This is a genomic window from Peribacillus sp. P4_D6, assembly GCF_056401795.1.
In genome coordinates this window covers 265,934-280,777 of sequence record NZ_JBFUIQ010000001.1, presented here as the reverse complement: position 1 = coordinate 280,777, position 14,844 = coordinate 265,934, and the positions used below count along the sequence as shown (strand labels likewise).

At 43.0% G+C, this 14,844-nt stretch carries 13 protein-coding genes; 9 read left to right on the top strand and 4 right to left on the bottom strand.

The genetic code is table 11. The annotated features are described in order from the left end of the window. Positions 1-65: 65 nt before the first annotated feature. Together AC1DVB_RS01275 and AC1DVB_RS01270 are read left to right on the top strand one after the other, a co-directional pair. Positions 66-1,373, top strand: a complete 1,308-nt coding sequence (locus AC1DVB_RS01275; protein WP_034315900.1) for an HD domain-containing protein — start codon at positions 66-68, stop codon at positions 1,371-1,373. A 32-nt stretch (positions 1,374-1,405) separates the two neighbouring features. Further along, positions 1,406-1,915, top strand: a complete 510-nt coding sequence (locus AC1DVB_RS01270) for a YwgA family protein (protein ID WP_034315899.1) — start codon at positions 1,406-1,408, stop codon at positions 1,913-1,915. Between the two features lie 29 nt (positions 1,916-1,944). Here AC1DVB_RS01270 and AC1DVB_RS01265 read toward each other — a convergent pair whose 3' ends face one another. Then, complete coding sequence (locus AC1DVB_RS01265) at positions 1,945-2,130, bottom strand: 2-hydroxymuconate tautomerase (protein WP_034315897.1); 186 nt, start codon at positions 2,128-2,130, stop codon at positions 1,945-1,947. Between the two features lie 139 nt (positions 2,131-2,269). Here AC1DVB_RS01265 and AC1DVB_RS01260 point away from each other — a divergent pair, with 139 nt between their 5' ends. Continuing rightward, entirely contained in the window at positions 2,270-2,944 is a 675-nt protein-coding gene (locus AC1DVB_RS01260) for a site-2 protease family protein (protein ID WP_223255872.1), read from the top strand. Positions 2,945-2,985: 41 nt separating this feature from the next. After that, positions 2,986-3,495 carry a YwhD family protein gene (locus tag AC1DVB_RS01255; protein ID WP_057278203.1) on the top strand — a complete coding sequence of 170 codons (510 nt, stop codon included), beginning with the start codon at positions 2,986-2,988 and terminating at the stop codon, positions 3,493-3,495. Positions 3,496-3,645: 150 nt separating this feature from the next. Here the strand turns inward: AC1DVB_RS01255 and AC1DVB_RS01250 are convergent, their stop codons facing one another. After that, positions 3,646-5,715 carry a transglycosylase domain-containing protein gene (locus AC1DVB_RS01250; protein WP_477587846.1) on the bottom strand — a complete coding sequence of 690 codons (2,070 nt, stop codon included), beginning with the start codon at positions 5,713-5,715 and terminating at the stop codon, positions 3,646-3,648. Positions 5,716-5,922: 207 nt separating this feature from the next. Between AC1DVB_RS01250 and speE the strand changes: the two genes are divergently transcribed. The 4 genes from speE to argS all read left to right on the top strand — a co-directional run bounded on the left by speE (position 5,923) and on the right by argS (position 10,019). Then, entirely contained in the window at positions 5,923-6,750 is an 828-nt protein-coding gene (gene speE / locus AC1DVB_RS01245; protein ID WP_034315891.1) for a spermidine synthase, read from the top strand. 14 nt (positions 6,751-6,764) lie between these two features. Further along, positions 6,765-7,643, top strand: coding sequence for an agmatinase (speB, locus tag AC1DVB_RS01240; protein WP_034315888.1), 879 nt, complete (start codon positions 6,765-6,767; stop codon positions 7,641-7,643). Positions 7,644-7,904: 261 nt separating this feature from the next. Beyond that, on the top strand, positions 7,905-8,345 hold the full coding sequence (locus AC1DVB_RS01235; protein ID WP_048683553.1) for a YwiB family protein: 441 nt from the start codon (positions 7,905-7,907) through the stop codon (positions 8,343-8,345). A gap of 3 nt (positions 8,346-8,348) precedes the next feature. Next, entirely contained in the window at positions 8,349-10,019 is a 1,671-nt protein-coding gene (gene argS, locus AC1DVB_RS01230; RefSeq protein ID WP_377331892.1) for an arginine--tRNA ligase, read from the top strand. A 49-nt stretch (positions 10,020-10,068) separates the two neighbouring features. On the opposite strand, the gene uvsE is transcribed toward argS, so the two are convergent. Further along, on the bottom strand, positions 10,069-11,022 hold the full coding sequence (gene uvsE, locus AC1DVB_RS01225; RefSeq protein ID WP_095678755.1) for a UV DNA damage repair endonuclease UvsE: 954 nt from the start codon (positions 11,020-11,022) through the stop codon (positions 10,069-10,071). Positions 11,023-11,050: 28 nt separating this feature from the next. Next, complete coding sequence (cls, locus tag AC1DVB_RS01220) at positions 11,051-12,253, bottom strand: cardiolipin synthase (protein ID WP_239859824.1); 1,203 nt, start codon at positions 12,251-12,253, stop codon at positions 11,051-11,053. 292 nt (positions 12,254-12,545) lie between these two features. On the opposite strand from cls, the gene AC1DVB_RS01215 reads away from it, so the two are divergent. Beyond that, entirely contained in the window at positions 12,546-14,675 is a 2,130-nt protein-coding gene (locus AC1DVB_RS01215) for a (Fe-S)-binding protein (protein WP_057278311.1), read from the top strand. Positions 14,676-14,844 lie beyond the last annotated feature (169 nt).

The following is a 14,844-nucleotide window of genomic DNA, read 5'->3' as shown; positions in this document are numbered from 1 at the left end:
GTTAGGGTTTTTTGTCAAAACACGCTATAATGAGTGCATCGAGATTATGAAAAAGAGGGTAGTTCATGGGATATTCCGGCGAAAAATTACAAGAAGAAAAAGTATTCAAGGATCCGGTGCACCGATATATACATGTTCGTGACCGGGTTATATGGGATTTAATAGGGACGAAGGAATTCCAGCGGCTTCGTAGGATCAAACAGCTGGGAACGACTTATTTAACCTTTCATGGTGCGGAACATAGTCGGCTTAGCCATTCGCTTGGAGTATACGAGATTGTCCGGAGAATCGTGGATGATGTTTTCGAGGGCAGACCGGAATGGAAACCAGAGGAGCGGTTACTATCCTTGTGCGCAGCCCTCCTGCATGATTTGGGTCATGGTCCTTTCTCTCATTCTTTTGAAAAAGTGTTTGATCTGGATCATGAGCAATTCACGCAGCAGATAATCGTCGGCGATACGGAAGTGAATAAGATCCTCCTTAGAGTTGGGCGTGATTTTCCAAAAAAAGTGGCAGAAGTCATCGCGAAAACCTATAAAGGCAAATTAGTAGTCAGCCTGATTTCAAGTCAGATCGATGCTGATAGAATGGACTATTTACAGCGTGATGCTTATTTCACTGGCGTGAGTTATGGACATTTCGATATGGAAAGGCTTTTGCGTGTGATGAGGCCAAGGGAAGAACATGCCGTCATAAAGCAGAGCGGGATGCATGCGGTTGAGGATTATATCATGAGTCGCTACCAAATGTATTGGCAGGTTTATTTCCATCCAGTTACGAGAAGTGCGGAGGTCATACTTACCAAGATCCTACATAGGGCGAAACATTTATATGAATCCGGTTATGAGTTTGCTCAAGAACCGCACCATTTTTATTCATTGTTCAAGGGAGAAGTGACTTTAACGGACTATTTGAAAATGGATGAATCGGTGATGCTCTATTATTTCGAAGCATGGGAAGAGGAAAACGATGCGATTTTAAAAGATTTATGCACTCGCTTCGTTAACCGTAAACTATTTAAATATGTGGAATTCCATCCGTCGAACAGTCAAATGAACAGATTGATGGAATTAAGGACGCTATTCAAGAAGGCAGGCATCGATCCGGATTATTATCTTGTCGTCGATTCCTCATCAGATCTGCCGTATGATTTTTACCGGCCAGGTGAGGAAGAGGAGAGACTTCCGATTCACTTGCTTAAAAATAATGGCGAAATTCGTGAATTATCACGTGAATCCGAAATTGTCGATGCAATTTCAGGGAAAAGAAGAACGGATCATAAGTTGTATTATCCAGCGGATTTATTGCGTGATGAATCTACGAAGAAAAATATTAAAAAACAGATCCGCAAGCTTTTGGAGCTATCGGATTAAAGTGGTACATTTTTGGTGAGGAGTGACGGGCCTTGTTTAAGGATCATGCAAACATTATCAATGCAATTTCTACTGCCGGTGAAATCTCGGGTCGAAAAAAATTACAAAAAATCGTTTATATCGCGAAGAAGCTGTCCTTCCCATTTCATGAAAAGTTTCAATTTCACTTTTATGGACCGTATTCGGAGGAGTTGACCTTACGGATTGAAGAGCTCTGCGAAATGGGCTACTTGAATGAAGTAAGGGAAAAAAAAGCAGGCTATTATCAATATTGTTATTCGATAACGGATGCCGGCCAGGATTTCCTATCCATACAGGAAGTGGAGATGCCGGCACTTGAGGCATGCTTACAGGATATGAACGAACAGAATGCCAGGTTTTTGGAGCTGGTTTCAACGGTATTATACTTCGACACGCTTGAAAAAGAGGAAGTCACCGAGAAGATTTTTACGCTGAAAAGCAAACAAAAATATACCCTTGAAGAAATTGATGAGGCATATGAATATATTGAGCAGTTAAAAACAAAAGCTAAGCCGAATTGATGGCTTAGCTTTTCCCCATTATGTAGATCTTATAGATCGCTTTTACGGACACCGGCTACTGCTAAATGATTTTTTGACATTTCTTCAATGAAAATCGTCACGGCTTCAGCTGGTGCTCCAGTTGTTTCCGTCACGGCTGCAGTCACCTTTTCGACTAAAGCCTTTTTTTGTTCGTCTGTACGGCCTTCAAGCATTTTGACTGTTACATATGGCATCTCTTTTCCCCCCTTCCTCTCTTATCTTGTAGTGTTTCACAATGGAAAAAGAATTGCAAGACACGGAAGTCAGAGTTTTTTCACTTCTTGAGCTTTTGATGTATACTAACGGTATTAAACATTGGGGGAGAAGCTATCGATGCAATTCTTGGAGCAAATAGAACGGTTTTTGGTTTATCCTTTGGAAAAGCTTCCATATGTCATTGTGTCACTGTTGATCGCATTTACGGTTCATGAATTTTCCCATGCGTATGTGGCCTATAAGTTCGGTGACCCGACAGCAAAGAATGAAGGGAGAGTCACGTTGAATCCGATTTCACATTTGGATCCAATCGGAACTCTGTTGATATTGATAGCCGGATTTGGTTGGGCGAGACCCGTACCGGTCAATCGTTTTCATTTCAAGAATCCAAAATTGGCAGGAGTGCTCGTCTCTTTTGCCGGTCCGTTCAGTAATTTGCTTGTTGCAATTTTGGGGTATTTGATTTTTTACGGGTTGCTGGCGGCAGGCGTTGGACCTGAGTTACCATTTTTCGTCGAGCCCTTCTTAAATATACTCATAAATTTAAATGTCCTTTTATTTGTATTTAATCTGTTACCGCTGCCGCCTCTCGATGGTTATAGGATCGTTCAGGATCTTGTTTCCGCAGACTTGCGGGCAAAAATGACCCAGTATGAACAATATGGCTCCCTTATTTTTTTGATTCTGATCATCACACCGCTGAGTCAATATACAATTAGACCGGTTTTGGATACTGGCATTAAATTTGTAGGAGGCACCTTGAGTCAATTTTTTTCACTTTTGTTTTTTTAACCAATAATAAGGAATGACAAACAATAAAGGGGGATATGAACATGGAAGAACAACCAAAGAAAAAGGTAGGCTTCAATATTATAAAAAACGACCCAACAGAAGGCCATGGCGGATATGGGGCAGGGGTATTAACACTCGATAATATTTCCCCGGTCATCATCGATGTGGATGCGGGTGAAGCAGAGGTCGATATCGGTGCGATGCACGCAAGGAGTGCAGTGGAAAAAGGGATCAAGTTCTTAAAGACTAAAGAGGAAGTCCCGAATGCCAAACCCTACTGGCTTGTTTGGGTGACCATTGAAGCCACTCAAAATGGTCCGCACTATGCAGGTGTGACAGCATGTGAAATGACGGTCGACAGGTCAATTAGACGCGGTTACAAATCGCTCCCGGTGCATGTTAACCGGATGGATAAATCGCTAAAACGGAAGATCATCGTTGAGGACATGGATGATAAATCAAAACGTGTGCTTGCAGACTTCCTGAAAAACCATGATGCGGGAATGTGGGAGCGTTCTTCAGATCAGCTGAAGGAGTCATTGACGGTTTGAATCTCGTTTGATGGATGAAATGTTAAGTTTAGTGAAAAATGCACTTGTAGGAAAGCGATAAAATCAGTAAACTTAAAGACAGCAGTTTAGTCACTGTGGAACTAGGACAGAAAAACCCCCGAAGCCTCTGCAGGCTTCGGGGGTTTTTCGTTATCCCCAAGGTTTTAAGATTTTCTTGTACCAAGGGGCCTTTTTAAGTTCTTCTTCTTTTGGGGCATGTTTCGGATTCCCGCCCTTAAAGTGCTCGGCACAGTATTCGACAGGCTCGGTTCCTTTAACATAATAAGTCATTCTTGAGACGGGACAATCCTTTGTGGCCAATTTTCCGCTTACGGGATTCACGTTTACCCCGATTACGTTTTCGGTTTCCTTAAATGATTTTGCCGGTTCACCTTTTAGACCCTTTTCCATATAGGAAGCCCAGATTTTCTTTGCATAGCCTTTTTCAGCAGGGATCTCGATTTTTTTGCCTTGGTCATACCCAGTCCATACTCCTGCTACAAGCTCTGGTGTGTAACCGATCATCCAGCTATCCGTCGGGGTCGAGCCTGATTTGCCGGCATATGGGCGGGTCAGCTGGGAACTGATGGTGCTGCCGGTCACTTTCGTATAGCCATTTAACGTTTCATCGAAAACACCTGTAAGCATCTGGGTCATGACAAATGCCTTGTCCTTATCCAGAATCTGTTTGGGTTTCTCCTTTTCATCAAAAATCACTTCACCTTTTTGATTTTCCACCTTTTTGATAAACACGGGTTCAACCTTCTTGCCGCCATTAGCCAGAATGCTGTATGCGTTCACCATTTCAATCGCCCTAACACCTGACGTACCGAGTGCCAGGGAAGGGACGGCATCCATCTTTGCCGTGATTCCGAATCGGCGCGCCGTATCGACCAATGACTGTTCCCCAAGGAACAAATGCGTTTTTACGGCAAAGATATTATCGGAAAGAGCAATGGCCTGAGCCATCGTGATTTCGCCTTCCGCATATTGATGGTTATAATTATGCGGTGTGTAAGATGAGTGACCATCATCGAAAGAAAAGGTAGTTGTCTCGCTTTTCAAGGTGGTGGATGGTGTGAAACCATTCTCCAGCGCTGAATAGTATAGCAATGGCTTCATGGTTGAACCAGGCTGGCGAACGGCCTGTGTGGCCCGATTGAATGGAGACTCGGAATAATCTTTACCGCCGACCAGCGCACGGACCTCCCCGGTATCCGGATCCATTGCCACTATCGAGGCTTGAATGCCTGAAGACTTGGGTATGGTACTGGAAAGGACCTCTTCGGCAGCTCCCTGCTGGGTTTCGTCCAGTGTCGTATACACCTTAAGGCCGCCGAGCTCGATCGTCCGGTCATCTAAATGAAGCTGAGATTTTAAAGCCTGCTTGACGGCATCCTGGAAATAGGGAGCGGTCTTCTTGGTGACCGTTCCGTGTTCCCCTTTTAATGTAAGGGATGTTCGCAGAGCTTCCGCGATATCCTTGTCTGAAACGTAGTTTTTGCTTTTCATGGATTGCAGGACAACTTTCTGCCTAGATTTCGCTTTTTCAAAGTTATCCAATGGAGAATAATTTGACGGCCCTTTTGGTATTCCGGCCAGCATGCTCGCTTCAGGAAGAGTCAGATCCTTGGCATCCTTGCCAAAGTAATATTGACTTGCAGCTTGGGCTCCATATGCGCCATGGCCATAGTAAATCGTATTTAAATAGCCTTCTAGAATTTCCTTTTTGGAGTAGTTCATTTCTAAACGTATCGTATAAAAGGCCTCATTAAGTTTACGCGACCACGTTTTGTCATGCCCAAGAAACAGGTTCCGGGCATACTGCTGGGTAATGGTGCTTGCACCCTGGACCTTGGACATTGCCTTAATATCGGCAAGGATGGCACCGCCGATCCGCTTTATATCAAATCCATAATGAGTGTAAAATTGGCGGTCTTCAACGGCGACAGTCGCTTTGATGAGCTGTGGTGAAATCGACTCCATTCCGGCCCAATAACGCTTCTGGCCATTATCTGTTTCACCGATCACATTTCCATCATCACTGTAATAGAGAGTGGACTGCGGCACGACCAAAGGAGGCGGACCTAATATTTTTGCGTAAATCAGTAAAGAGAGAAGCAATACAAAGAGTATTGTCAGCCCGATTGCGGCAAGGATAATGAAGGCCCGTACATATTTAGTTGTCCTTTTAAATCGTTCGCTTGGAATCAATTCCATTGCTTTCACCTCTCTTATCGGGTAAGAATCTAGTATCTATTACTATTATGGAAAAAAAAGAAAATTTTAAACATAAGAACTGCATTTAAGAAATTTATCTTGCAATTCTGCTAGATTCGTCTATAATTTTTCTAGCTAATGACTATACCGATTTTGGGGAACCTATAAGGTGACTGACAATATGAAATGGAAAAGGAGCGTTAATAAATGAGCATTTGGTTTACTGAAAAACAAACAGAGAACTTTGGTATTACGATGAAAGTGAATCGTACTTTACATACGGAGCAAACTGAGTTTCAAAAGCTTGATATGATTGAAACGGAAGAGTGGGGCAATATGCTATTGCTGGATGACATGGTAATGACTTCACAGCGCGATGAATTCGTTTACCATGAAATGGTAGCCCATGTTCCTTTATTTACCCATCCTAATCCAGAAAACGTTTTGGTTGTAGGTGGAGGGGACGGAGGAGTTATCCGTGAAATCCTTAAACACCCAAGCGTAAAAAAAGCTACATTGGTGGATATCGATGGGAAAGTCATCGAATACTCAAAGAAATACCTGCCGGAAATTGCAGGCATGCTTGAAGATCCGCGTGTAGACGTACAAGTTGGGGATGGCTTCATGCACATCGCCAAAAGTGAAAATGAATATGACGTGATCATGGTTGATTCAACTGAACCTGTCGGACCTGCTGTCAATTTATTCACAAAAGGTTTTTATGCCGGGATTTCCAAAGCTTTGAAAGAAGACGGGATTTTTGTGGCACAATCCGACAACCCTTGGTTTAAAGCGGACTTAATTCGCGATGTACAACGTGATGTGAAAGAGATATTCCCAATCACGAGCCTGTATTTAGCGAATATCCCGACGTATCCAAGCGGCCTTTGGGCGTTCACGATCGGATCGAAAAAATATAATCCATTAGAAGTGACTGAAGATCGTTTCCATGAAATGGAAACTAAATATTATACAAAAGAACTTCATAAAGCAGCATTCGTTCTGCCTAAATTCGTTCAAGATTTAGTGAAGTAAGGGAGGCGTGGACCATGAAATTCGATGAAGCCTATTCAGGCAATGTATTCATTAAAAGCCACCCTGTTTTTGAGGAATCTGAAGCTGTGCTATACGGCATGCCGATGGACTGGACGGTAAGTTTCCGTCCGGGTTCTCGCTTCGGCCCTACCCGGATTCGTGAAGTTTCGATTGGTTTGGAAGAGTACAGCCCGTATTTAGATCGTGAATTAGAGGAAGTTAAATTCTTTGATGCCGGGGATATTCCATTACCATTCGGCAATCCGCAGCGCAGTATCGATATGATTGAAAAATTTGTCGACAGCTTGTTGGATGCAGGTAAGTTCCCAATGGGTATGGGAGGGGAACATCTTGTCACATGGCCTGTCATCAAAGCCATGTTCAAAAAGTATCCCGATATGGCCATCATCCATATGGATGCACATACAGATTTACGTGAGGATTATGAGGGAGAGCCGCTTTCCCATGCGTCCATCATCCGTAAATCCGCAGAACTTATCGGCCCGAAAAATGTATACTCTTTCGGCATTCGTTCCGGTTTGAAGGAAGAATTCCAATGGGCAAAAGAAAATGGCATGCACATCTCTAAATTTGAAGTTCTTGAACCTTTGAAAGAAGTACTGCCGCAGTTAGCTGGCCGTCCTGTATATGTGACGATCGACATCGATGTTCTTGACCCTGCGCACGCGCCGGGAACAGGCACCGTTGATTGTGGAGGCATCACTTCCAAAGAGCTTTTAGCTTCGATTCATGAGATAGCACGGTCTGAAATAAATGTGGTCGGCTGCGATTTAGTAGAAGTCGCACCAATCTATGATCCATCCGAGCAAACTGCGAATACGGCGAGCAAGCTGATTCGCGAAATGATTCTAGGGTGGGTTCAAAAAGGTTAATGATGGAAGACTTGACTGTTCCTGTTTTTTTAGCGGGAATGGTCTTTTTTTATCCGTGGATAGAATTAAGGGCTCTTTTTGAATAATTCCGCCCAATGAGTCATTATTGCGTTAAAATCAAATGGATTGCAACAACATGATTTCGACAGTTCATCCTCACACTTTTGGTTTAACACTTTATTTTCCGCTCCAAGTTGAAACTTCCTTGAAGAATATTTATACTTATAAAGTTAAGAACCACATGATGAAGGAAGTGTAGCTTTGACTCTTCATGATATAGATAAGCATGCTATTAAAGTGACTTTACAGACAAAAATCAAGCACGGTTCAGAAACGGAAACGTATGAGCTGGTCACATTTGGTACAAAAATGTATAAAGGTGCAGATTTATATTTGCAATATAAAGAGGAAAATGAAACCGGTCAAACACAAACGACCATCAAGCACAAACCGGATGAAACGATCCTGCTTAGAAATGGTGCCATTAAAATGAGGCAGCTTTTCCGCCTGCAGGAAGCGACAAATGGGCATTACGAAAGTATATATGGCAGGTTAGGATTACGGACGACCGCGAAGAAGATCCATCATCAATGGGATGAGCAGGCCAAACAAGGGAAACTTGTCCTTAAATATACGTTACATATGCAGGGAAGCGAACCCGGTCAATATGAGATGACTATTTCCTACAAGGAGGAAGCATAACGCATGAATATAGTAAAAGAGGTACAGGAAAAACTGAAAGAAGAGATTAAAGCGGCAGTCATTAAAGCCGGTTTAGCAACAGAAGAGCAAATTCCGAATGTTGTATTGGAGCTGCCAAGAGATAAGACTCACGGAGATTATTCCACGAATATGGCCATGCAATTAACGAAGATTGCAAAGAAAGCGCCAAAGATGATAGCAGAGGCAATCATCGAAAACTTTGACAATTCAAAAGCATCCATCGAAAAAATTGAAATTGCAGGACCGGGTTTTATCAATTTCTACATGGATAATGCTTATTTGACAGAACTGGTTCCTGTCATTTTGAAAGTGGATGAAGCATATGGGGAAAGTGACTTTGGTAAAGGCGAAAAAATCCAAGTGGAGTTCGTTTCCGCGAACCCGACCGGTGATCTCCATCTTGGTCATGCCCGTGGTGCAGCAGTAGGCGATACGCTATGTAATATCCTAGCTAAAGCAGGTTATGATGTTTCACGTGAATACTATATCAATGATGCAGGTAACCAAATCAATAATTTGGCCATTTCCATAGAAGCCCGTTATTTCCAGGCACTTGGACTCGAAAAGGATATGCCTGAGGGCGGTTATCATGGCGAAGATATCATTGGCATCGGTAAGACGCTTGCAAGTGAGTATGGGGATAAATATGTAAATGCCGATGAGAAGGAACGTTTTGAATTTTTCCGTGAGTACGGCTTGAAATATGAAATGGAAAAACTGAAAACGGACTTGGGTAATTTCCGTGTCGGATTTGATGTATGGTACTCCGAGACATCCCTTTATCAAGACGGTAAAATTGATGAAGCACTTAAAGTGTTGAGGGAAAGGGGCCATGTTTACGAGGAAGATGGGGCTACATGGTTCCGCTCTACGGAATTAGGCGATGATAAAGACCGGGTGCTTATTAAGCAGGATGGGTCTTACACATATCTGACACCGGATATTGCCTATCACCGTAATAAATTGGAACGCGGCTTTGAAACGCTGATCAATATCTGGGGTGCAGATCACCACGGCTATATCCCTCGTATGAAAGCGGCGATCGAAGCATTAGGGTACAACCGCGAGCAGCTTGAAGTGGAAATCATCCAGCTTGTTCACCTGTACAAGGATGGCGAGAAAATGAAGATGAGTAAACGTACCGGTAAAGCAGTTACGATGCGTGACCTGATTGATGAAGTGGGTCTGGATGCAACACGTTATTTCTTTGCAATGAGAAGTGCGGATACTCATATGGACTTTGATTTAGATCTTGCGGTCTCACAATCCAATGAAAACCCGGTTTATTATGCACAGTATGCCCACGCCCGTATTTCCAGCATTTTGCGCCAAGGTGTGGAACAAGGGATCAGCTATGAAGGAGTCTCTGATTTCTCTGCCCTATCTACTGAAAAAGAAGTGGAGCTTTTGAAGAAATTAGGAGAATTCCCGCAGGCAATAGCGGAAGCAGCCGAAAAACGGATGCCTCACCGTATGACGAATTATATATTCGACCTAGCTTCTACATTCCACAGTTTCTACAATGCAGATAAGGTTCTGGATGTTGAAGAAATGGAAAGAAGTAAGGCGCGTCTTGGACTGGTCAAATCCGTCCAAATTACGTTAAAGAATGCATTGGCTATCATCGGGGTTTCGGCACCGGATAAAATGTAATGGAAAAAAGCGGCTGTTTCTAGCGAAACAGCCGCTTTTTTTAGGTTATTTAGCACTCAATGGCTCCGCCGCTCACCCTTTTTACACCTCGAATCTTAGCCATATCTTCAATCAGCTGCAACATTGCCCGATCCTTCATCTTGGCCTCGATCATGAAATCCACGTCCTGTCCAAGATCCTTAAGCACTTTAAAAAGGGGCATGATGAAGTCCAAATCGATATAATCTGCATGCGAGCGAAATTCACCTGCCGATTTTGGGGATGAAATATGAATCTTTGGTACCGCCCCTGCTTGATTCCAAGTGGTGAACACCTCGGTGAGCAGTTCGTTAAGCGGCTCATCTGAAAGGTTTGCGAGATGATGGTGATAATCGAATACAAGCGGGATTCCCTCCCTTTTACATACGCCAAGGGTTTCAGATGCTGTATAGGTTTTATCATCATTCTCCAAAGTCATTCTTTTCTTGATGTGCATAGGCAGCGATTTAAGGTTGTCATGAACCCTTACAAGGGCGGACTCTTTATCACCATAGGCCCCACCGACATGGATATTGATGAAAGAGGTGTCCGCAATGCCCATTGCATCAAGCATTTTATAATGGAACTCCATATCTTTCACGGCATTTTGTGTGATCTCGGGCTTAGGGCTGGTGAACAGCGTAAACTGATTGGGATGAAAGCTGAGCCTCATCTTGTGTGCAGTGGCCCAATCGCCAAGCTGTTTCCACTCTTTCTTAAAAGGAGTGACGAAATCCCATTCGATTTCGGGATGTGTGGCTAAAGGAACAATGGAACTGGACATCCGGTATACTTCTATTTGGTGTGCCGTGTTATATTGAAGGACCCTTAAGGTATTTTCAATGTTCTGCCTTGTCACATCCAGGAGCTTTTCCATTCCTTTTTCTGCGCCAAGTGTGCTATATCGCTTGAAAGTAAGTGTCTTAGCCGGAGAAGCCTCCCATAAACAGGTGGCATTGGATACGAACCCAAATCTTATTTTCATTATATTTTTCTCCTTGAGCAAAGGGTTGTCAAAGAAAAGGAGAAAGGATGGAAGCCAGCGATTCTTTTGCTGAACGGACTACATTCATGCTGGAAAGAGCGTCCCCGTTCAGCGGCTTGGATTCGGCCAGGTCCACTGCCAATTCCTTTTCTACATCTTTTATAAATGTCCGGTCAAATACGGTGCAGTTCATTTCACTATTTAAAAAACAACTGCGTTTATCAAAATTAGCCGTACCGATATCACACATTATGTCATCGATCAGCATCACTTTAGAATGGTAGAACCCTCTTTGAAATTGCATGATTTCCGCCCCGTCTTTTATTAGTACCCGAAAATAGGGAAAAGAAGCTTCTTTTACAAGGGCGTGGTCTGAAATTTCAGGTACGATGACCGTAACGGAAACATTGCGTGCAAGGGCATCCCTCAATTCCTGAAATAAAGTTTCACTGGGAATGAAGTATGGAGTCCCGATAATGATTTTTTTAGTCGCTTGACGAATCATATGTGTCAGTGACTGTTCAAGATCACTGCCATTCGAGACGACAAACTGATGGGCCTGCGTCCCGGGAGTCAATGTCGGAAAATAGGCAGGCGTTCCTCTGTAATCCTCGTTTGTATCATAGAACCAATCCGAGAGGAAGACTTCCTGAAGGTCCTTTACACCTTCCCCGGTCATTTTTAAATGGTAATCCCTCCATGGGTTCAGCTTCTCCCCTTGGTTTATATACTCCTTACCGATATTAAAGCCGCCAAGATAGCCGATTTTTCCATCTATCACCGAGATCTTACGGTGATTTCTTTTTTGTATGGTATAGAAAAGGAAGGGGAGTTTCGGTTTAAAGCTGAAAGAAAAATGAACGCCGCTTTCAGTCAGTTCCTGAATGGTTTGGCGGGACATCTTTTTACTCCCTATCCAATCGACTAAAAGCCGCACTTCCACGCCCTCTTCCGCTTTTGACTGCAGTAACTTCAAAAAGTCCTTGCTGAATTTATCGTTTTTTACTATATAAAAAAGGATATGGATGGAATCCTGAGCTTGCCTGACTTCCTTGATATAATCTTCAAACAGGATTTTCCCTGATGTGAATACAGTTATTTCGCTATTCCGAGGCGGATATTTAATGTTGGTTGCGTGCTTCAAATAACGGTTATGCCCTACCTTAAGATCAACCCAGCACCAAGAGAAAATCAATAAAAATATAGAGGCAATCGTGGTGATTATCTTCAAAAAAAATCCCCCCTAAATGATTATATTTAGTTTGGCTCTAATTCCCTGTCAGTAACCATTAAAAAGGGGGAAAGGGTCTTCATTTTTTTTGAATGCAGAAGGGTAATGCATGGATTTGTCGAATTATATAATTAAGGGGCAGAAAAATTAAATGGTTTTTAAAAGAAAAAAGTTGACTGAATGCTCATTCATTATATAATGGAATTAATCAAATTTCAGAAAAATGCCAAATTTCCCATAATGGTACCTGGCATTTTGTAATTTACTAAAGAGGGGGAAAGACTGCATGGAAATGAATGGTTTACTGTGGATCAACTTAGTTGCATTCCTGCTTGTAACCGCTTACGCCGCCGGTTTGTTTGTCTATTTGATAAAGACTCGTATTGCTTATATAAAACTTGGCAAAAAAGTGGAATTCGATAACCGTGTAAAAGATCGTCTTGTCAAAATAGGGGTGTATGTATTTGGACAGAAGAAGCTCTTTAAAGATAAAAAGAGCGGGATCATTCATGCCTTGTTATTTTATGGTTTCATATTAGTGCAATTTGGTGCACTTGATTTTTTCGTTAAAGGCTTAAGGCCGGGGTGGCATTTACCGTTCGGCCCTGTTTATCCGGCCTTTACTTTCTTCCAGGAAATTGTGACGCTTACCGTTCTTGTTGCAATCCTATGGGCGGCATACCGCCGTTATGTCGAAAAGCTTGTTCGCTTGAAAAGGGATTTCAAAGCAGGTTTGGTTGTCATCTTCATTACCGGTATCATGATCACCGTACTACTGGGGAATGGAATGGGAATGATCTGGCATGGACACGATGCAACCTGGTCAGAGCCAGTCGCATCGAGCATTGCATTTCTATTCGGCTGGATGGGGACAACAGCGGCAACCGTCGTTTTTTATGTAGCTTGGTGGCTGCATTTACTGATCATATTATCTTTCCTTGTTTATATCCCGCAATCTAAGCACGCTCATTTGATTGCCGGTCCAATAAATGTATTCCTTAATCGCCTGGACAATCCGGGGAAATTGAAACCGGTTGATTTGGAAGAAGAGATTCTCGACAAAGAAGGCAATCAATATTACGGTGCCAAATATATCGAGGACTTGACGCAATATCAAATGGTGGACCTCTATGCCTGTGTGGAGTGCGGTCGCTGTACGAATATGTGCCCGGCCACAGGTACCGGGAAAATGCTGTCCCCGATGGATATCATAATCAAGATGCGTGACCATTTAACTAATACAGGCGCTGCCGTTACAACGAAGCAGCCATGGGTGCCATCTTTTGTTTTTGGAAATACGAAGGGAAATAAGATCGCTCTGGCTGGTGCCGCGCAGGGGGTGCAGGAATCAGCTGCAGCAACTGAAGCATACAGTCCGAGCCTGATTGGCGAAGTCATTACAGAAGAAGAACTTTGGGCTTGCACCACATGCCGGAACTGTGAAGATCAATGCCCGGTAATGAATGAACATGTCGACAAAATCATTGATATGCGCCGTTATCTAGTGCTTACTGAGGGCAGACTTGATCCCGATGCACAGCGTGCCATGACGAATATCGAGCGTCAAGGGAACCCGTGGGGATTGAACCGTAAAGAGAGAGAAGATTGGCGGAGTCTTCGGGAAGATGTCAGCGTCCCAACCGTGAAGGAATTAAAAAAGGCAGACGAAGAATTCGAGTATTTATTTTGGGTGGGTTCAATGGGGTCATACGATAACCGAAGCCAGAAGATTGCCCTTTCCTTTGCTAAATTATTGAATGAAGCGGGCGTCACATTTGCAATTCTCGGAAATAAGGAGAAAAACTCAGGGGATACTCCACGTCGATTGGGTAATGAGTTTGTTTTTCAGGAACTTGCCATGAAAAATATAGAAGAATTCCAAAAGAATGAAATAACGAAAATCGTGACGATCGATCCGCATGCATACAATATCTTTAAGAATGAGTATCCGGATTTTGGCTTGGAAGCGGAAGTGTATCACCATACTGAGCTGTTGGCCAAACTTGTCAGTGAAGGCAGGCTGGTGCCGCAGTATCCGGTGAATGAGACGATTACATTCCACGATTCCTGTTACTTGGGAAGGTACAATGAAGTTTACAGCCCGCCGCGTGAAATCTTACAATCCATTGATGGAGTGAAACTTATTGAGATGGAGCGTAACCGTGAGAAGGGTATGTGCTGCGGAGCTGGAGGCGGTTTGATGTGGATGGAAGAAGAAACTGGAAACCGCATTAATGTCGCCCGTACCGAACAGGCGCTGGCCGTCAGTCCAACAGTGATTAGCTCAGGATGTCCTTATTGCCTGACCATGCTATCTGATGGGACGAAGGCAAAAGAAGTTGAGGAAAATGTTAAAACGTATGATGTAGCTGAACTACTCGAAAAAGCGGTCATTGGTGAAAATAAATCGATTGCCTCTTAATTTTAAATGGAATTGCCTGCTTCCTCTAAATGAGATTCAAATGGAAGCAGGCAATATTTTCAATATTTATAAACTAAATATTTTCATTTTTGAGAAAAATGTGTAATATAATATAATATTAAGCGCTTACAACACTATTTTTTTAACTCCAAATTGAGCGAGCGTTCAA